The organism is Pseudomonas baetica, from assembly GCF_051216495.1.
Classification (GTDB): domain Bacteria; phylum Pseudomonadota; class Gammaproteobacteria; order Pseudomonadales; family Pseudomonadaceae; genus Aquipseudomonas; species Aquipseudomonas baetica_B.
Map to the genome: position 1 here is coordinate 1 of NZ_JBPKAM010000052.1, position 17,920 is coordinate 17,920.

Annotated in this window: 16 protein-coding genes; 8 read left to right on the forward strand and 8 right to left on the reverse strand. The window is 61.2% G+C overall.

Annotation, left to right across the window (positions count from 1 at the left end; all coding sequences use genetic code 11):
* Window positions 1–503: 503 nt before the first annotated feature.
* Window positions 504–1,841: an MFS transporter gene (locus ACSFE6_RS18570; protein ID WP_435428991.1), complete on the forward strand. Its 1,338-nt coding sequence runs from the start codon at window positions 504–506 to the stop codon at window positions 1,839–1,841.
* Between the two features lie 75 nt (window positions 1,842–1,916).
* Here ACSFE6_RS18570 and ACSFE6_RS18575 read toward each other — a convergent pair whose 3' ends face one another.
* The 4 genes from ACSFE6_RS18575 to ACSFE6_RS18590 form a co-directional block, all read right to left on the reverse strand.
* On the reverse strand, window positions 1,917–2,795 hold the full coding sequence (locus tag ACSFE6_RS18575) for a DMT family transporter (protein WP_435428992.1): 879 nt from the start codon (window positions 2,793–2,795) through the stop codon (window positions 1,917–1,919).
* Window positions 2,796–2,944: 149 nt separating this feature from the next.
* Window positions 2,945–3,760, reverse strand: a complete 816-nt coding sequence (locus ACSFE6_RS18580) for a sugar phosphate isomerase/epimerase family protein (protein ID WP_435428993.1) — start codon at window positions 3,758–3,760, stop codon at window positions 2,945–2,947.
* A 2-nt stretch (window positions 3,761–3,762) separates the two neighbouring features.
* The gene (locus ACSFE6_RS18585) at window positions 3,763–4,818 is read right to left on the reverse strand and encodes a Gfo/Idh/MocA family protein (RefSeq protein WP_435428994.1); all 1,056 of its coding nucleotides are present in this window, start codon (window positions 4,816–4,818) and stop codon (window positions 3,763–3,765) included.
* A 239-nt stretch (window positions 4,819–5,057) separates the two neighbouring features.
* The gene (locus ACSFE6_RS18590; RefSeq protein ID WP_435428995.1) at window positions 5,058–5,834 is read right to left on the reverse strand and encodes an IclR family transcriptional regulator; all 777 of its coding nucleotides are present in this window, start codon (window positions 5,832–5,834) and stop codon (window positions 5,058–5,060) included.
* Between the two features lie 176 nt (window positions 5,835–6,010).
* Between ACSFE6_RS18590 and ACSFE6_RS18595 the strand changes: the two genes are divergently transcribed.
* The 5 genes from ACSFE6_RS18595 to ACSFE6_RS18615 all read left to right on the forward strand — a co-directional run bounded on the left by ACSFE6_RS18595 (window position 6,011) and on the right by ACSFE6_RS18615 (window position 11,543).
* On the forward strand, window positions 6,011–7,759 hold the full coding sequence (locus tag ACSFE6_RS18595; protein WP_435428996.1) for an FAD-dependent oxidoreductase: 1,749 nt from the start codon (window positions 6,011–6,013) through the stop codon (window positions 7,757–7,759).
* Window positions 7,743–8,576 (forward strand): aldo/keto reductase, encoded by an 834-nt coding sequence (locus ACSFE6_RS18600; RefSeq protein WP_435428997.1) that lies wholly within the window; start codon window positions 7,743–7,745, stop codon window positions 8,574–8,576. Before ACSFE6_RS18595 ends, ACSFE6_RS18600 begins: the two co-directional genes overlap by 17 nt.
* A 95-nt stretch (window positions 8,577–8,671) precedes the next feature.
* On the forward strand, window positions 8,672–9,529 hold the full coding sequence (ypfJ, locus tag ACSFE6_RS18605; RefSeq protein ID WP_435428998.1) for a KPN_02809 family neutral zinc metallopeptidase: 858 nt from the start codon (window positions 8,672–8,674) through the stop codon (window positions 9,527–9,529).
* A 148-nt stretch (window positions 9,530–9,677) separates the two neighbouring features.
* Entirely contained in the window at window positions 9,678–10,571 is an 894-nt protein-coding gene (ypfJ, locus tag ACSFE6_RS18610; RefSeq protein WP_435428999.1) for a KPN_02809 family neutral zinc metallopeptidase, read from the forward strand.
* Window positions 10,572–11,543: an alpha/beta fold hydrolase gene (locus tag ACSFE6_RS18615; protein WP_435429000.1), complete on the forward strand. Its 972-nt coding sequence runs from the start codon at window positions 10,572–10,574 to the stop codon at window positions 11,541–11,543.
* Window positions 11,544–11,639: 96 nt separating this feature from the next.
* Here ACSFE6_RS18615 and ACSFE6_RS18620 read toward each other — a convergent pair whose 3' ends face one another.
* The 3 genes from ACSFE6_RS18620 to ACSFE6_RS18630 form a co-directional block, all read right to left on the reverse strand.
* Complete coding sequence (locus ACSFE6_RS18620) at window positions 11,640–12,233, reverse strand: HAD family hydrolase (RefSeq protein ID WP_435429001.1); 594 nt, start codon at window positions 12,231–12,233, stop codon at window positions 11,640–11,642.
* Window positions 12,230–13,099, reverse strand: coding sequence for an acyl-CoA thioesterase II (tesB, locus tag ACSFE6_RS18625; protein ID WP_435429002.1), 870 nt, complete (start codon window positions 13,097–13,099; stop codon window positions 12,230–12,232). Before tesB ends, ACSFE6_RS18620 begins: the two co-directional genes overlap by 4 nt.
* A 105-nt stretch (window positions 13,100–13,204) precedes the next feature.
* Window positions 13,205–13,774 (reverse strand): GNAT family N-acetyltransferase, encoded by a 570-nt coding sequence (locus ACSFE6_RS18630; RefSeq protein WP_435429003.1) that lies wholly within the window; start codon window positions 13,772–13,774, stop codon window positions 13,205–13,207.
* Window positions 13,775–13,867: 93 nt separating this feature from the next.
* Between ACSFE6_RS18630 and ACSFE6_RS18635 the strand changes: the two genes are divergently transcribed.
* Both ACSFE6_RS18635 and ACSFE6_RS18640 read left to right on the forward strand, forming a co-directional pair.
* Window positions 13,868–14,788 (forward strand): histone deacetylase family protein, encoded by a 921-nt coding sequence (locus tag ACSFE6_RS18635; RefSeq protein ID WP_435429004.1) that lies wholly within the window; start codon window positions 13,868–13,870, stop codon window positions 14,786–14,788.
* A 281-nt stretch (window positions 14,789–15,069) separates the two neighbouring features.
* The gene (locus tag ACSFE6_RS18640) at window positions 15,070–16,311 is read left to right on the forward strand and encodes a TIGR03862 family flavoprotein (RefSeq protein ID WP_435429005.1); all 1,242 of its coding nucleotides are present in this window, start codon (window positions 15,070–15,072) and stop codon (window positions 16,309–16,311) included.
* 223 nt (window positions 16,312–16,534) lie between these two features.
* On the opposite strand, the gene ACSFE6_RS18645 is transcribed toward ACSFE6_RS18640, so the two are convergent.
* The gene (locus ACSFE6_RS18645; RefSeq protein WP_435429006.1) at window positions 16,535–17,872 is read right to left on the reverse strand and encodes a DEAD/DEAH box helicase; all 1,338 of its coding nucleotides are present in this window, start codon (window positions 17,870–17,872) and stop codon (window positions 16,535–16,537) included.
* Window positions 17,873–17,920: the final 48 nt, after the last annotated feature.

Below are 17,920 nucleotides of genomic sequence, written 5' to 3' on the forward strand. Positions count from 1 at the left end.
CCCCCCCCCCCCCCCCCCCCCCCCCCCCAACCCGGCTCCTACAGGGATCGCGTTTGTCTTGAGGTGAATTATTGGCTGCGCGATCCAACACAGCAATTTAAAGTGTACTACCCGGTTAGTTTTGTGTTCGATTATCGAACAAAATGACCCTTGGCGAATTGACGATTTTTTGTTCACTGCGCAACATCAACACCACATTGAGGCCGGTTTCAAACCGCCGGTCTCAGGTAACCAGACCCAGAACACCACATAAAAATTTCAAAAAACGGGTATACGCTCATGCGCTCATTCAACGCCCTGCTCGCTCGAACCACCATCATTACGCCTTGCCTGGCGTCCATCCGAACCTTGCGCACCGCCGGCATCCCCGTGCCGCTCGCTGAATAACCCGTCAGCCGACGAAAACAGCCGATCAGTCCTTTCGCGCCCGTCGCCATCGATTGATCACGCGCCCTTGAAGTCCCGACGAGCCTCGCTTGTCAGTCATTGAACGGATGGCACAGATGAATCCTACTCAAAGCTCTCGCATGGCTCCGGCCATGAGTGTCGCCACTGGCGGCATCGGCGACAAAATCCGCGGCGCCATGGCCGTCGGCAAAACCCGTTGGGGCATGCTGGCGCTGGTGTTCTTCGCCACCACCCTGAACTACATAGACCGCGCCGCCCTCGGTGTCATGCAGCCCATCCTCGCCAAGGAAATGAGCTGGACGGCGATGGACTACGCCAACATCAACTTCTGGTTCCAGGTTGGCTATGCCATCGGCTTCGTACTGCAAGGTCGCCTGATCGACCGGGTCGGCGTCAAGCGTGTGTTCTTCTGCGCCGTGCTGCTCTGGAGCCTGGCAACCGGCGCCCATGGCCTGGCCACTTCGGCGGCGGGTTTCATGGTCTGCCGCTTCATCCTCGGCCTGACCGAAGCCGCCAACTACCCGGCCTGCGTGAAGACCACGCGCCTGTGGTTCCCGGCCGGTGAGCGCGCCGTGGCCACCGGCATTTTCAACGCCGGGACCAACGTCGGTGCGATGTTCACGCCGATGTTGCTGCCACTGATCCTGCACGCCTGGGGCTGGCAAGCGGCCTTCATTTGCATGTCGGCACTGGGCGGTATCTGGCTGTTGTTCTGGGGCCTGAAGTATTTCAACCCGGAAGATCACCCAAGCGTCAAACAGTCGGAACTGGACTACATCCAGAACGAAGTCGAGCCGGAACAAGCCCGCGTACCCTTCTCGAAAATCCTGCGCATGCGTGGCACCTGGGCCTTTGCCCTGGCCTATTCGATGACAGCGCCGGTGTTCTGGTTCTACCTGTACTGGCTGCCACCGTTCCTCAACCAGCAATACAACCTGGGCATCAACGTGACCCAGATGGGCATTCCGCTGATCATCATTTACCTCACCGCCGACTTCGGCAGTGTCGGCGGGGGGATCCTGTCTTCGTTCCTGATCGGCCGTGGGGTCAATCCGATCAAGGCGCGACTGATGTCCATGTTCCTGTTCGCCTGCTGCATCATCGGTGTGATCGTGGCGGCCGGTTCCAGTAACCTGTGGGTCGCGGTCGCCGCGATTTCCCTGGCCATCGGCGCGCACCAGGCCTGGACCGCGAACATCTGGAGCCTGGTGATGGACTACACGCCCAAGCACATGATGAGTACGGTGTTCGGCTTCGGGGGCATGTGTGCCGCGATTGGCGGGATGTTCATGACCCAGTTGGTCGGCCACATCCTGACCGTCACCAACAACAACTACACCGTGCTGTTCACCCTGATTCCGGCGATGTACTTCATCGCGCTGACCTGGATGTACTTCATGGCACCGCGCAAGATTCCGAAAGTAGAAGAATGATGTTCCCTCGGCGCGGGCCCTTGATCGGGCCTGCGCTTTTTTTTGCCCGCGATTTGTGGCTAATCAGGCTTGCGCTCAGCGGCGACTTTGCTGCCACGCCGCCGCCAGCCCACTGCAGCAGATCACGGCGATGCCGATCACGGTGGTCAGGCTCGGCGTGTGGGAGAACACCAGCCAACCCAGCAGGCCGGCAAAAACGATCTGGCAGTAACTGAACGGCGCCAGCAGTGCCGGAGCCGCAAGACGGAAGGCCTGGGTCAGGAACAAGTGTGCGGTCATCCCGCAGGCCCCCAGCGCCAGCATCATCGCGCCATGGATCAGGTTTGGCATTTGCCAGAAGAACGGCACCAGCGCGCTCATCACCAGGGTGTTGCACAGCCCGGCGAAGAAGTTACTGGTGGTCGGGCTGTCGATCTCGCTGAGCTTGCGCGTCAGCAATTGGTAGAAGCAGAAAAACAACGCCGAGCAGAACGGCAGCAGCACCGCCGGGGTGAACAAATCGCCGCCGGGATGGACGACGATCAGCACCCCGACAAAGCCGCAAATCACCGCCAGCCATTGCCCCCGCGTCACCCGCTCTTTCAGCAGCGGCACCGATAACGCGGTGACCAGCACCGGTGCCAGGAAGTTAACCGATGTGGCTTCGGCCAATGGGATGTACATCAGGCCGGTGGTGAAAAACAGGCTGGTGCCCAGCAAGCACAATGCCCGGATCACCTGCAGCAATGGTCGCTTCGTGCGCAGCACCCGCAACCCGGATTGCGGCAGAAAAATCCCCGCCATCAATAGGGTATGAACCACGTATCGGGCCCACACCACCATGACGATCGGATAAAACCCGGAGAGGTATTTCGATATCGCGTCATGACTGGAAAACAGGAAGGTGGCGACAACGATCAGCAGGATCCCTTTGAAGGGCTGATTGACGCCGGAAAGCGGGGTGCTGACGGTCATTGGGTTTCCTTTTTCACATCTTTAATCTGTAGGAGTGAGCCTGCTCGCGATGGTCGAAAACGATAACGCGGGGTACCTGATACCCCGCGGCGATCTGTGGTCCATCGCGAGCAGGCTCGCTCCTACAGGTGAACAATGCGCAGCACCGATTACAGCCGCGCCAACAAATCCCGGGTTTTATCTAACGCCATCTGCGCCCGCTCCAACCCGCTCACACCCTGCTCCAGAAGCTGCACCGTGGGAATCTCCAGGCTCAAGGGAATGTTAGCCGGCAAACAACGCAACAACCCCGGCAAATCACAATCGCCGTCGCCGGGAAAACGTCGTTCGTTGCGCGCCTGACGCAAGATCTCGGCCATGTCGGCCGGTCGCGGTCCGGCCACATCACACAACTGCGCATACCGTAACCGTGAAGGCGCAACCCTGGCCAGTTCTTCCAGCCGCGAACCCGATCGGTCGAAGTGAAACGCGTCCACCAGTACCGCACCGTTTTCGCGCCCGGCAGCCTCGACGATGCGCACAGCTTGTTCAAGATTGCGCGCGTCGGTCCAGGGCATGAACTCCAGGTGTGGATGCAACCCATAAGACGCCGCCAGATCACAAAGTTCGGCAAAATTTTCCGTCATGCGCTGCTCGTCAGAATCGTTACCGGCCACCAGTAATTCACTGGCACCGAATTCAGCACCGACCGCCAGAATGTTCTCGAAATCGGCGACGACGGTGTCTGGTTTAAGCCGAAGGATTTCGACGTCCAGTACACCAATGCCGGTGTCACGCAGACGCATCAGGGTCCGGCGCCGTAAATCAGCATCAGCCACCAGCGCAAAGTGATGTTCCTCCGGCGTCGCCGGCACCAGACGCAAGCCGACGTGGCTGTAGCCCGCACGCGCAGCCACCTCGACCATGTCCGGTGGCGACAACTCCAGCACCGTCAGGGCGGCCAGGGAAAAGATCCGTTCGCTCATGGTCAACCCTCGATCAAGGATGGCGCGCAAGCGCGACCGGTGTCGGCGGCTACGCGAATGGCTTCGATCAGCGCCAGCGTGCGTGCCGCGTCGGCGGCGCTTACCAGCGGTTCGACTTCCCGGCGCGCAACGCGCACGAAGTGCCGCAACTGCAAGCGCAGGGCCTGATCGGCACTGAAGCGTTCTTGAGTCGCCTGCAATTGTTCGTGCCAGCCGCCATCGGCCTCGGCGTAGTGCCAGCGTTTGAGTTGCGGGATGCTCAACGCGCCACCGGTCCCGGCCAGCAAGTAACACGGCTGATCGGCCTGACGGGGATACACCGGGTTCTCCCCCGCATCCAGCTCCCAACTCCAGGGCGCCGCCACCGCATCGGACCCGGTCAGGCTGCCCAACGCTCCGTTGTCGAACTGTAGCAGCACCGCCGCGCAATCTTCGTTGGCAAATCCGCGGATCGCATTGCTGGTGATGGCCTGCACCTGACGCACTTCACCGCACAGATGCCGCAGCAGATCGAGATCGTGGATCAGGTTGGTCAACAGCATCCCCGCCCCGGCCTCGCGACGCCACGCTGTCTCGAAATAGCTGTCGGGTTTGCGCAACTGCCAGAGCGCCGTGACCGTGGTCAACCGACCCAGGGCGCCGCTATGGACCAGCTCATGGGCCCGGACGATCAGCGGATTGTGACGGCGATGATGACCGACCAGCACCGGAACACCCGTGGCTTTCGTTGCGGCCACCAATTCGCGGACTTCATCCATGTGCACGCCCACCGGTTTTTCCAGCAACACCGGCACACCGGCGGCCAGGCAATCGAGCGCGGTGCTGACGTGCAGATTATTCGGATTGGCGACGATGACAGCGTCCGGCCTTGCCTGCTCCAACATCTGACAGTGGTCAGCGAAATACGCCACACCCCATTCGGCTGCGAGACTGGCCGCTTGCGGCCCGGGATCGGCCACGGCACACAAGGTGGCTTCCGTCAGGGATTTCAGATGCCGGTAATGCTGCTGACCCATGTTGCCGGCACCGATCAAGGCGATGCGAAGGGGCGAACTCATGCTGCGGTCCTCTTGTGGTTATTGTTGGAAGGGGGAATTCCAACAATTTAGAACCGAGTTCCAATTTCTCACATAGACATGGATAGAAAGTGTTCGAACAGCGCACATTTTCAGGACAACCAAGAATCCTGTGGGAGCGGGCTTGCCCGCGATAGCGGATTGTCAGCCGACATAAATGTCGGATGTGAGTCCCTCATCGCGGGCAAGCCCGCTCCCACAGTTTTTTTGTGTTGGTTGAATCAGCTAAACAACTCCGACGCCACACTCGCCGCCGACAGCTCCTCGGTAAACGCCAGCAGCAACGGCGCCAACTCATGCAGCCGCGCCCCCGGCATTCGCGCACTCGGCCCGGCGATGCTGAGCACGCCGATCACCCGTCCATCCCCCGGATGACGCACCACCGCGGCTATCGCCGAGGTGCCCACGGCCGAACTTTCCTCGACACAGGCGTAGCCCTGCTCCCGCGCCAGGCGCAAGCGCTCCAACAGTTCGATGTTGGAACGCGGCGCATTCGGTCCCAACTCCAGCGGCCGATCCGATGCCTGGCGTTCCACCAGCGACAGGGCTTCGGCATCACTCATGGTCGCCAGCCAGGCATGGCCCGACGCGGTATAGAACAGCGGCGCATCACGACCCATGTCCGGGTCGTAACGCAGCCCGGATCGGGCGCCCTGGGACTTGGCGATCCAGGTCTGCCGGTCACTTTCAATCACGCCCAGGCGCACCAGTTCGCCGGTTTCCTGCGCCAACCGGTCGAGCACCGGCTGCACGATATCGGCGCCACTGCTCGACAGATAACGGAACCCCATCGCCACCAGTTTGGTCGACAAGTGGTAGCGCAGGTTCTCCGGATTCTGTCGCACGTAACCCAGGCGGATCAGTTCGGCGAGTAGCCGGTGGGTGGCGCTTTTAGGGATGTCCAGTTGCTCCGCCAGGGTCTGCATCGGCAGCCCGCGCGGGTCGCTGGTGAGGCTCTCAAGCACACTGAAAACACGTTCGATCTGACTGCCGGCCATGGGGGTTTCCACGCAAAATTTGCTCGATTCTAGAAGACAACGGTCGGAATCCAAAATCTGGAACTGACTGTCCGATAACCGCCCGTTTTACGCGCTGCGTCCTTGCCTTGCTCTCAACCGATTCTTATATTTTCTGGAATTAAATTCCAAAATAATAAAACGCCGGAGCCCGAACAATGCCTGCCGAACCGCACTTTCTTCCCGACATTGACTGCGATGTGCTGGTTGTTGGCTCCGGCGCGGCCGGGCTGTCAGCGGCGGTGACGGCAGCGTGGCATGGGCTGAAAGTCATCGTGGTCGAAAAGGACCCGGTGTTCGGCGGTGCCACGGCCTGGTCGGGCGGTTGGGCGTGGGTGCCGTGCAACCCGCTGGCCAGGCGCGGCGGCATCGTCGAAGACGTGGAACAACCGCGCACCTACCTGAAACACGAATTGGGCGAGCGCTACCAGCCAGCGATGATCGATGCATTCCTTGAGGCTGGCCCGCAAATGGTCGCCTTCTTCGAACAGTACACCTCGTTGCAATTCGCCGACGGCAACGCAATTGCCGACATTCATGGCGATACGCCGGGCGCCGGCACCGGGGGGCGCTCTGTGATCGCGGCCCCGTACGACGCCAGAAAAGTCGGCAAGCTGCTCAAGCGTCTGCGCAAAACCATGCGCGAAACGTCCTTCATGGGCATGCCGATCATGGCAGGCGCCGACCTCTCCGCGTTTCTCAACCTGACCCGTTCGGTGTCCGCGGCCTGGCATGTCACCCGGCGCTTTACCCGCCACCTGTTCGATCTCGCCGTCCATGGTCGGGCGATGCAACTGGTCAACGGCGTGGCGCTGGTGGCGCGCCTGGCAAAGTCCGCCGAAGACCTTGGCGTGTTGCTTTGGGAGTCGGCACCGGTCACTGAATTGCTGCGTGAAAACGATCAGGTACGCGGCGCCGTGGTCAGGACCTCCAAAGGTTCGGTGCGCATCACCGCACACAAAGCCGTGGTACTCGCAGCCGGTGGCTTCGCCAATGACATCGAACGTCGCAAGGCCCTGTTCCCGCGCACACCCACAGGTCAGGAGCACTTGGCCCTGCCGCCATGGGGTGTGTCCGGCGACGGCCTGCGATTGGGTGAAAGCGTAGGTGCCAAGTTGGACACCGACATGCAGTCGCCGGTCGCCTGGGCACCGGTGTCTCGGGTGCCGCACAGCGACGGCAGCACCGGTCACTTCCCGCACATCATCGAACGTGGCAAACCGGGCATCATTGGCGTGCTGAGCAACGGCCAGCGCTTCGTCAATGAAGCCAACGGCTATTACGACTACGTCACGGCCATGGTCGCCGCCGCCCCGCCCGATGAAGAAGTCGCCTCGTGGCTGATTTGCAGCCACGGTTTTCAGCGACGTTATGGCCTGGGCATCTCTCGGCCATTTCCCGTGCCGCTGTCACCCTTCATCCGCAGTGGCTATCTGAAAACCGGCAACACCCTTGAGGAATTGGCGCAGGCTTGCGGCATCAATCCGATGGGATTGCGCACCACCGTAACGGAATACAACCGCCACGCACGCCATGGTGAAGACCCGCAATTCGGCCGTGGCTCGACGCCCTACAACCGCAAACAGGGTGATGCATCGCAACAACCCAACCCGTGCGTCGCCCCCATCGAACACGGCCCGTTCTACGCCGTGAAGGTCCAGCCCGGCTGCTTCGGCACCTTCGCCGGGCTCAAGGTCAATGAGCACGCCCAGGTCCTCGACAACTCGGGACAAGCCATCGCCGGGCTGTACGCAGCGGGTGGCGACATGGCCAGCATCATGGGCGGCCACTACCCCGCCGGCGGCATCAACATCGGTCCGGCACTGACATTCGGCTACATCGCAGCACGCCACATCGCAGGAATCACCGCTTACGAACAGGAGATCGACCATGCAGCACATCGTTAATGCTCAAGGATTGAACATGCCCAAACTCGGCCTCGGTACCTGGCCGATGCTGGGCGAAGAATGCACCCGTGCCGTGGAACAAGCGCTGGCCTTGGGCTATCGGCATATCGACACGGCGGCGGCCTACAACAACGAGGACGCAGTCGGTCAGGCGCTGCTGAACAGTCCGACACCCCGTGATCAGATCCACATCACCACCAAGGTTTGGTGGGATCAGCTGCAACCCGATGCCATGCGCCATTCCATGGACCGCAGCCTCAAGGCCCTGCACAGCGATTACGTCGACCTGTTCATGATCCATTGGCCCAACCCCGATTGGGATTTGCCGCGTACCCTCGAAACCCTGGTGTCGTTCAAGGAGCAAGGCCTGGCGCGCAGCATCGGTGTGGCGAATTTTCCGCTGCCGTTGCTGCGCAAAGTCGTCGAGGAGCTGGGCACGCCACTGGCAGCGATTCAGCTCGAATACCACGTGCTGCTCGGACAAAACGCCTTGCTGAATTACGCCCGTCAACACGACATAGCACTGACAGCCTACACGCCGTTGGCACGCAACAAGGTGTCGGAGCTCCCGGCCATTCAACAGATCGCCGCCAAGCATGGCGTGTTGCCAACCCAGGTCGCGCTCAAGTGGCTGCTGGATCAACCGAGCGTGGCCGCGATTCCCAAGGCCAGCAGTGAGGCCAATCAACGGGCCAATCTCGCCGCGCTCGACATACAACTCGATGACGAGGATCGCCGCTTGATCGCCGGCCTGTCCAAGCGTGAACGTCAGGTCAGCCCGGACTTCGCGCCGGTGTGGGATGCGTTCGACGATTAACCAACCCTTACACATTTCTCCCACAGCGTTTTGCCAGTGCGGTTATTCATGGAGCCGGTGATACCCGCCCCATCAATCCATGAGAGACCGTCAACATGCTATGGAACAAGGCAAGACGCAGCGACAACGTGAATGACACGCGCAAGGGCAAGGATGCCCGTACCTACACAGGGAAAACCCTGGGCGCCGGACTGGCCTCTGTCGCGCTGGCCAGCGCTGGACTTTACTCGTTGCTGAGTGACGTTCCGCCCGCCCCTTCGGACATATCGGGCCCACCCGTCGCTTCCTTCGAAGCCAAGCTCGAGCAGGATCTGCAACTGATGTTTATCCAGTCAGTGCTGGGTGAAACCGAAGACACCTGGAAGCAAATCTTTGTGCAAGCAGGGCGGAACTACCCCCCGCCTTCGTTAACGCTGTTCGACAATGGCGTGAGCTCGGCCTGTGGATATGCCAGTTCCGCTATCGGTCCCTTCTACTGTCCGGGCAATCAACAGCTGTATCTCGACCTGGCATTTTTCGCGAAGCTGGAGCAGCAATTTTCAGTGGTCGCAGAATTTGCGCGTGCCTACATCATCGCTCACGAAATCGGGCATCACGTGCAACTGATACTGGGAATGTCCGCCCCCCTTGAAGAAGCCTTGCTGGACCAGAAACCCGTCACCGGCGACGGAGGCCTGGAAGTACGCGGCGAATTGCAGGCCGACTGCCTCGCCGGCGTCTGGGCGCACCATGCGCAGCAACGCCTCGCGTGGCTTGAGCCCGGCGACATGGAAGCCGCGTTACATGCCGCTGCGACCTTCGGCGACGACAACCTGCAGCGCGCCCAGAACGCCCCCGTTCGGTCAGAGACGTTCAGCCATGGGACCTCCGAGCAGCGCGTTAGCTGGTTCAAAACCGGTTTTGACACAGGCCAAACGGACGCATGCGACACCTTCACCGCAGTGGATTTGTAACACCCGCCTGTCAACCCAATCACTGATATCACCCCCAGCATAGAACCGGCGCCACACAAGGCGGTCAGACGACCGGACTGGCGCCGCTTCCACTCAGCAGCAACACTCATCGCACGGTTCTTTACCCGGAACACAAGAGGATTCCCACATGCTATGGAAAAAAGGCCGACGCAGCGACAACGTGGTCGATGCCCGTGGCGATGATGTTGGCGGTGGCGGTGGCGGCATGCGTTTCGGTGGCGGCAAGGGCCTGAGCCTGACGGCGATCCTGCTGATTGTCGGGATCGGCTGGATCACCGGCCAGGACCCGATGCAGATCCTCGGACAGCTGGCTGGCCAGATGGGCGAGCAATCGGCACCGGCCACCAACCAGACCCGCAAGACACCACCGGCCAACGATGAAGGCGCCGAATTCGTGCGCTCGATCCTCGGCGATACCGAAGACACCTGGCGTCAGGTGTTCCAACAAGCCGGCCGGCAATACAAGGACCCGACCCTGGTGCTGTTCAGCAACCGCGTCAACTCGGCCTGCGGCTTGGCGACCTCGGCAACCGGTCCGTTCTACTGCCCGGCGGATCAGAAGGTTTACCTGGACATGTCGTTCTTCCAGGAGATGTCACAACGCTTCGCGGCCGCGGGTGACTTCGCCCAGGCCTACGTGATCGCCCATGAAGTCGGCCACCACGTGCAGACCTTGCTCGGCGTCTCGGCGAAGATCCAGGCCGCGCGTCAACAGGGCCGGCAAATGGAAGGCGACGGCGGCCTGCTGGTCCGTCAGGAACTGCAAGCTGACTGCCTGGCCGGGGTCTGGGCCAACCATGCGCAGCAACGCCTGAACTGGTTGGAGCCGGGCGACATCGAAGAAGCACTGAACGCCGCCAACGCCATTGGTGACGATCGCTTGCAACAACAGGGTCAGGGCCGCGTGGTCCCGGACTCGTTTACCCATGGTACGTCAGCGCAACGGGTGCGCTGGTTCAAAACCGGATTCGCCCAGGGCCAGGTCGGCCAGTGCGATACCTTCTCGACGAAAAATTTGTAAATGAATAAACGGTTGTTGATGTGGCTGTTCACTTGCGCGATTCCTTTCACAAATACTTGGGCCGCCGAGCAGGGGGTCAAGGAGATCAGTCCAGGACGTCTGTTGTTGAAATCAGGCGAGATCGCGGTGGGTATCAGCCCCGCCCCGACAAAAATCGAGCGCGTATTGATCATCGTCCACGGTCGCTTGCGCAATGCACAAACCTATCTGCAGAGCGGCGAGCACACGGCCGAACTGGCCGGGCAAAGCGCAACGACCCTGGTGATCGCCCCGCAATTCCTCAATGAAACCGACGTCGCGCTACAGCCGGTAGCCGACACCGTGTTGCGCTGGCAAGGCAATGAATGGATGGCCGGCGGCGATTCCACCGCACCGTTTCGCCTGAGTTCCTACGAAGCACTGGACGAGATCATCGCCCGACTGGGTGATCGCCAGCAGTTTCCGGACGTGAAACAAATCGTCATCGCCGGGCATTCCGGCGGCGCTCAGGTGGTTCAGCGCTACGCTCTGCTGGGTCACGATCAACCTGCACTGCAAGCCGCTGGCGTGAAGGTGCGCTACGTGATCGCCAACCCCTCCTCCTATGCCTATTTCGACGAACGCCGGCCAGTCGCCTTCAGCCACGCCGGCTGCCCGGACTTCAATCGCTGGAAGTACGGGCTGGCGGATCTACCGGCCTATGCCGAAGGACAAACCGCCGCGCAACTGCAGGAAAAATACCTCAATCGCGACATCGTTTACCTGTTAGGGCAGCAGGACATCGACCCGAATCATCCGGCATTGGATAAAAGCTGCGAAGCCAAGGCTCAAGGACCGAATCGATTGGCCCGTGGGCGGTTTTACTTCGATTATCTGAAGCGACTGCAACCGCAGGGGTTGGAACAGCAACTGATCGAAGTGCCCGGGGTGGGGCATAACGGGGATGGGATGTTTACCTCGCCTGAGGGGCAAAAGGCATTGTTTGGACAGTGAGTTTTGCGGTGCTTGATCTAATGCCTTCGCGAGCGGGCTCGCTCCCACAGAGGAATGCGATCAACTGTGGGAGCGAGCCTGCTCGCGAAGAGGCCCTCAAGCCAACAGCATCTGCCTGAGCGCGACGCAATCCTGTGCATGCCAATCGGTCAATTCCGGCCACGGATTATCCGGCAAGTTCACCAACACCGTCCGCGCCCCCGCCGCTCGCCCGCAATCAAGATCAAAGCGATAATCGCCGACCATGACCATCTCGCTCGCCGGCACGTTCCAGGCTTCGGCCAATTTCAGCAAACCACCGGGATGCGGTTTTGGTGGCGCTTCGTCGCGACCGAGTACATCCTCCACGGCGAAGCAGTCGGCCAGGCCGATGGCTTCCAGGGTAACGTGCGCCAGCTCACGGGCATTGCGCGTGAGAATGCCCAGTCGGTACCCGCGTCCGGCCAGCTCGCGTACCAGCTCCACAGCGCCCGGTGCCGGCTTCGACCCCAACGCCAGGTCCCGTTCGTGCTCCAGCAGCCACGCGTGTTTGGCCGCTGCTTCATCGGCGGGCAGCGCGGCGAGGTGAGTCAGGATGTCGTGATCGGCCGGGATCGCCAGCGCCACGCGAATCGCGGCGAAGTCATGCACAGCCACCGTCAGGGTGCCGTCCATGTCGAACACCCAATGACGCACATCGGCCAGGCTCATGCCCAATCCTTGCGGTGGCGAATCAGGCCTTCCTGAGTGACGGACGCCACCAGTTGCCCGGCGCGGTTGAACACGCTGCCACGGGAGAATCCACGGGAGTTGCCGGCCCAGGGACTGTCCATCGCATAGAGCAACCAGTCGTCTGCGCGCAGATCCTGGTGAAACCACAGGGCGTGGTCGAGGCTGGCGACCTGCATGTCCTTGTGCCAGACCGATTTGCCATGGGGCTGCATCGAGGTGGTCAGCAAGCCGAAATCCGAGGCATAGGCCAGCAGGTATTTGTGCAATGCCGGTGTGTCAGCCAGCGCACCGTCGGCGCGAAACCAGGCGTACTTGATCGGATCCGAAGGGAGTGGATTGTAGGGGTCTTTCTCGGTGACCGGGCGAAACTCGATCGGCTTCGGGCACAACAGCTTTTCGCGCATTTTTTCCGGAATCAGGTGCGCTCTCTGCTGGGTGAGCTCCAGTTCCGAAGGCAGGTTTTCCGGGCCGACCACCTGCGGCATCTCGGACTGGTGCTCAAATCCCACTTCGTCGTACTGGAACGAGGCGCTGCCGGTGAAAATCGGCTGCCCCTTCTGGATCGCCGTCACCCGGCGCGTGCTGAAACTGCCGCCATCGCGAACGCGGTCAACCTGATACACCACCGGCAACCCGGCATCGCCCGGGCGCAGGAAGTAACCGTGCATCGAATGCACGTGACGTGTTTGCTCTACGGTCTGACTGGCCGCCGACAGCGACTGGCCGAGCACCTGACCGCCGAACAACTGACGAAATCCCAGGTCCTGGCTGCGGCCACGGAACAGGTTTTCTTCAATGGGCTCCAGGGTCAGCAAGTCCACCAGATCTTCCAACACTTGGCTCATTCAGACTCTCCTAACACAACGCAATGCCGCGCAGTCCTGGCTGCGTCGGTCGATTCAGATTCTGGCCACTGCCAACATGGGGCCATTGTAAACGTCCGTGTCAGGTTATCCATGCAACGTTTGCAGCCATTGTTCACGGCTAATGCGATAGAGCACGTGATGACGCAGGGGATGATCGATGGCGAGCTTCGGATGCTCGAAGTCATCAAAGGCGTCATGGTGCATGCCGATGGCCTGCATGACCTTTTGCGAAGGCAGGTTGTTAGCTGCGGTGAACGAGACGATTTCGTTCAACGGCAGCCGGTCAAAGCCGCAACGCAGAGCGGTCCACGCCGCTTCACTGGCGTAGCCGAGCCCCCAGTGCTCCCGAGCCAGGCGCCAACCGATTTCCGTGGCCGGGGTGAACGGCGCCTCGAATCCGACCACGCCAAGGCCGGTAAAACCGATGAACTGCCGGGTGTCCTTGCGCTCCAGTGCCCACAGGCCAAACCCGTGCTCGGCAAAATGACCTCTGATTCGCCCGATCAATGACGCGCTTTCCAGCCGGCTCAGAGGCGCCGGAAAATAGCGCATGACCTGCGGGTCGGCACACATTGCCGCAAAGTCCGGCAAATCCTCGTCGCGCCACTGGCGCAACAACAACCGCGCACTCTCGAGCTCCAATATCGGTTCCATCGTCCCCCGCCCCCTCAGTCAGGATGTCGCCAGTCTACAACGCTGGTAGGATTCGTCTCTCACTCCTGTACGCCTTTTATAGACAATGCAGTCATGCCCCTGCCGCTGATTTATCACGAAGACTACAGTCCTGAGTTCCCGGCGGATCACCGTTTCCCGATGGACAAGTTTCGCCTGCTGCGCGATCACCTGGTGGACAGTGGCCTGGCCCGCGACGCCGATCTGTTGCGCCCGGAACTCTGCCCGCCGGAGATTCTCGCCCTCGCCCATGACCCTTCGTATATCGAGCGCTACATGGGGGGCGAATTGTCCCGGGAAGATCAGCGACGCCTCGGACTGCCCTGGAGCGAAGCCCTGGCCCGGCGCACGGTTCGGGCGGTCGGCGGCTCCCTGCTTGCAGCCGAACAGGCACTGGAACATGGTCTGGCCTGTCACCTGGCAGGCGGCACCCACCATGCACATTATGATTACCCCGCCGGGTTCTGCATTTTCAATGACCTGGCGGTGATCAGCCATTTCCTGCTGGAAAGCGGCCGGGTCAACCGGGTGTTGATCTTCGACTGCGATGTGCATCAGGGTGACGGTACTGCCCGCATCCTGCACAACACCCCGGAGGCGATTACCGTTTCCCTGCATTGCGAAAAGAATTTTCCCGCACGCAAGGCCGAAAGTGACTGGGACATTCCACTGCCCAATGGCATGGGCGATGCCGAGTACCTCAATGTGGTGGACGACGCGCTCAACTACTTGCTGCCGCTCTACCAGCCGGATCTGGTGCTGTATGACGCGGGTGTCGATGTGCACAAAGATGACGCGTTGGGCTATCTGAAACTGACAGACCAAGGCGTTGCTGCCCGCGATGAAAGCGTCATGCGCCATTGCCTGGGCCGGGATATCCCGGTGGTCGGGGTGATCGGCGGTGGTTACAGCAAGGACCGCAAGGCCCTGGCTCGCCGTCACGGCATTCTCCACCACAGCGCGCAACGGGTGTGGCAGTCATCAGGTTGTCACTGAGTTGTGGATGCTTTACCCACAATGCCTGTGGAACCGCCTGTGGATAACCTGAGCGAAAGGGACTACAGCCCTTACTGACCTTGAGCTACAGAGCGGTGGTTGTTTTTTAACCAGATATTGAATTCATCATCGATCCCTGTGGGAGCGGGCTTGCCCGCGATGACGTCGGCACACTCAACATCTTTGTCGCCAGACCGCTTGCTATCGCTGGCAAGCCAGCTCCCACAGGGATCGCGTACTGCTAGAATGCGCGGCTATTCAGCCACACCGCAGCTCTCATCATGACTCAACCGTCGACCTCCTCCCCTCCCAGCGTCGCCATCATCGGCGGCGGCCCCGCCGGATTGATGGCGGCCGAAGTGCTGAGCCAGGCCGGGATCAAGGTCGACCTGTACGACGCCATGCCCTCAGTGGGAAGAAAATTCCTCCTGGCCGGCGTTGGCGGCATGAACATCACCCACTCTGAAGCCTACCCGGCCTTCCTCTCGCGCTACGCCGAGCGGGCACCGCAGATTGCGCCGTTGCTCCGCGGCTTCGGTGCCGACGCGTTGTGCCAATGGATTCATGACCTGGGGATTGAAACCTTTGTGGGCAGTTCCGGCCGGGTCTTCCCGACCGACATGAAAGCCGCGCCATTGTTGCGTGCCTGGCTCAAGCGCCTGCGTGACAGCGGTGTGGTTATCCACACCCGTCATCGCTGGCTCGGCTGGGATGAACACGGCCACTTGCTTATCCACAGCCCCGAAAGCGAAAAAACCGTCCGGGCCGACGCCACCCTGCTCGCCCTCGGCGGCGGCAGCTGGGCACGCCTGGGGTCGGACGGCGCCTGGATGTTGCCCTTGGAACAACACGGTGTAGGACTGGCACCGCTACAACCCAGCAATTGTGGCTTCGAGGTGCAGGCCTGGAGCGAATTGATGGTCAGCAAATTCGCCGGTGCCCCGCTGAAAAACATCGCCATCGGGTTGAACGATGACATTCCACGGCTGGGCGAATGCGTGATCACCGCGACAGGCATCGAAGGCAGCCTGATTTACGCCTTGTCGGCACCGATCCGCGAGGCCATCAACCTGCACGGCTCAGCGACGATCAATCTCGATCTGTTGCCGGGCCGACCTGTGGATAAAGTCCAGGCGGCGCTGAGCAAACCCCGTGGCTCACGCTCGATGAGCAAGCATCTGCACAGTCAACTTGGAATCGACGGTGTAAAGGCCGCTCTGTTACGGGAGCTGACCACTGCCGAAACCTTTGCCGACATGGCGCTGCTGGCCCAGGCGATCAAGGCCCTGCCTTTGACGCTGGTTAAAACCCGGCCTCTGGACGAAGCCATCAGCAGTGCTGGCGGTGTGCTGTTCGAATCGATGGATGAGCGATTGATGCTCAAGCAATTGCCAGGCGTGTTCTGCGCAGGGGAAATGCTCGATTGGGAAGCGCCGACGGGTGGCTATCTACTGACCGCCTGTTTCGCCAGTGGGCGTGCGGCGGGGTTGGGGATGGTGGAGTGGTTGCAGCGCACGGGTTGAAGACCGAGGCGCGCCGTTCGCGAGAAAGACCTCTCCCCCACCAGAACATCCTTCCAACGCTGGAGCGAAACCGCCCCAGAAAAAGGACTCACAACCCCCCCCCACCACGCCCCCACCCCCCCCTCCCCCCTTCCCCCCCCCTCCCCCCCCCCCCCCCACCCCCCCTCCACCCCCCCCCCCCCCCCCCCCCCCCCCAAGGCGGCTTAACAGCCCCCGCTAATATTCAAGGCTTGCGCTTACGCGGCCCGGTGTTGAACACCGGCACCTTGCGCACCGGCTTGACCGCAGGTTCCGGCGCAGAAACCTCCCCGCTGTCCACCCACTTGCCAAGGTTGCGCTTGCCGCCACCACCGGAAGTTTTCGGTTTCTTCGGTTTTTTCGGCTTCTTGATCACCTGCCCGCTGGCATCGGTTTCCGGCACGCGGTGCTCGGGTTCGAACTCGGGTTCGTTCTGCCGCTTCAACGTCTGACGGGTCAACATCTCGATGGCTGACAGAAGATTCACTTCATCCGCACATACCAGCGAAATGGCTTCACCCGTCGAACCCGCACGGCCAGTGCGACCGATCCGGTGGATGTAGTCCTCGGCCACGATCGGCAAGTCGAAATTGACCACCAGCGGCAAGTCTTCGATGTCCAGGCCTCGGGCGGCAACGTCGGTGGCCACCAGGATCTGTATTTCGCTGGCCTTGAAGCGGTCCAGTGCGCGCTGGCGCGTCGCTTGGGGTTTGTCGCCGTGGATGCCATCGGCATTGACGCCCAGGCCCTGGAGTTTTTCCACCAGCGCATCCACGCCGTTACGGGTCTTGGCGAACACCAGCACCTGCTTCCACTTGCCCTTGCGCATCAAGTGCACGAACAGTTCCGGCTTGCGCTTCTTGTCGACCGTCACGATCCATTGCTTGACGGTGTTGGCCGCCACGTTGCGCGGGCTGACTTCGATGCTCAGCGGATCGTTGAGCATTTGCCCGGCCAGCAGGCGGATGTCATCGGAGAAGGTCGCGGAGAACAGCAGCGTCTGACGTTTCTTCGGCAACGCGCGGTAAATGTTCGCCAGCTCTTCGGAAAAACCCAGGTCGAGCATGCGGTCGGCTTCGTCCAGTACCAGGGTTTGCAACTGGTTGAACTTCAACGCGTTCTGACGGAACAGGTCGAGCAAACGGCCCGGGGTCGCGACCAACAGGTCCACGCCGCCACGCAGCTTCATCATTTGCGGGTTGATGCTGACGCCGCCGTATACCGCATAGGTGCGCAGCGGCAGGTTCTCGGCGTACTGGCGCACGGCTTCGTGAACCTGCTCGGCCAATTCCCGGGTCGGCACCAGAATCAGTGCGCGCACCGAGTTGGCGGCGACTTTCGGCCCTTCCATCGCCAGCAGTTGCAGGAGCGGCAAGGCGAAGCCGGCGGTCTTGCCGGTGCCGGTCTGGGCGGCGGCCATCAGGTCGCGACCGGCCAACACCGCCGGAATGGCTTGCGCCTGAACCGGCGTCGGCGTCTGGTAGCCGAGCTTCTCGAGGGAGCGCAGCAAGGGATCGATCAGGCCAAGGGTGGCGAAAGTCATGGGAGTACCGTAGGAAAATTCAGCGCGATTGCGCAAAACAAGAGTGCA

Bases quoted from the DNA above. Each gene is read 5' to 3' on its own strand.
- ACSFE6_RS18590 (WP_435428995.1), bottom strand. From the start codon at position 5,834: ATGGCCGGCAGTCAGATCGAACGTGTTTTCAGTGTGCTTGAGAGCCTC.
- ACSFE6_RS18630 (WP_435429003.1), bottom strand. From the start codon at position 13,774: ATGGAACCGATATTGGAGCTCGAGAGTGCGCGGTTGTTGTTGCGCCAG.
- ACSFE6_RS18600 (WP_435428997.1), top strand. From the start codon at position 7,743: ATGCAGCACATCGTTAATGCTCAAGGATTGAACATGCCCAAACTCGGC.
- ACSFE6_RS18585 (WP_435428994.1), bottom strand. From the start codon at position 4,818: ATGAGTTCGCCCCTTCGCATCGCCTTGATCGGTGCCGGCAACATGGGT.
- ypfJ (WP_435428998.1), top strand. From the start codon at position 8,672: ATGCTATGGAACAAGGCAAGACGCAGCGACAACGTGAATGACACGCGC.
- ACSFE6_RS18635 (WP_435429004.1), top strand. From the start codon at position 13,868: ATGCCCCTGCCGCTGATTTATCACGAAGACTACAGTCCTGAGTTCCCG.
- ACSFE6_RS18620 (WP_435429001.1), bottom strand. From the start codon at position 12,233: ATGAGCCTGGCCGATGTGCGTCATTGGGTGTTCGACATGGACGGCACC.
- ACSFE6_RS18595 (WP_435428996.1), top strand. From the start codon at position 6,011: ATGCCTGCCGAACCGCACTTTCTTCCCGACATTGACTGCGATGTGCTG.
- ACSFE6_RS18645 (WP_435429006.1), bottom strand. From the start codon at position 17,872: ATGACTTTCGCCACCCTTGGCCTGATCGATCCCTTGCTGCGCTCCCTC.
- ACSFE6_RS18580 (WP_435428993.1), bottom strand. From the start codon at position 3,760: ATGAGCGAACGGATCTTTTCCCTGGCCGCCCTGACGGTGCTGGAGTTG.
- ACSFE6_RS18615 (WP_435429000.1), top strand. From the start codon at position 10,572: ATGAATAAACGGTTGTTGATGTGGCTGTTCACTTGCGCGATTCCTTTC.
- ACSFE6_RS18570 (WP_435428991.1), top strand. From the start codon at position 504: ATGAATCCTACTCAAAGCTCTCGCATGGCTCCGGCCATGAGTGTCGCC.
- ACSFE6_RS18575 (WP_435428992.1), bottom strand. From the start codon at position 2,795: ATGACCGTCAGCACCCCGCTTTCCGGCGTCAATCAGCCCTTCAAAGGG.
- tesB (WP_435429002.1), bottom strand. From the start codon at position 13,099: ATGAGCCAAGTGTTGGAAGATCTGGTGGACTTGCTGACCCTGGAGCCC.
- ypfJ (WP_435428999.1), top strand. From the start codon at position 9,678: ATGCTATGGAAAAAAGGCCGACGCAGCGACAACGTGGTCGATGCCCGT.
- ACSFE6_RS18640 (WP_435429005.1), top strand. From the start codon at position 15,070: ATGACTCAACCGTCGACCTCCTCCCCTCCCAGCGTCGCCATCATCGGC.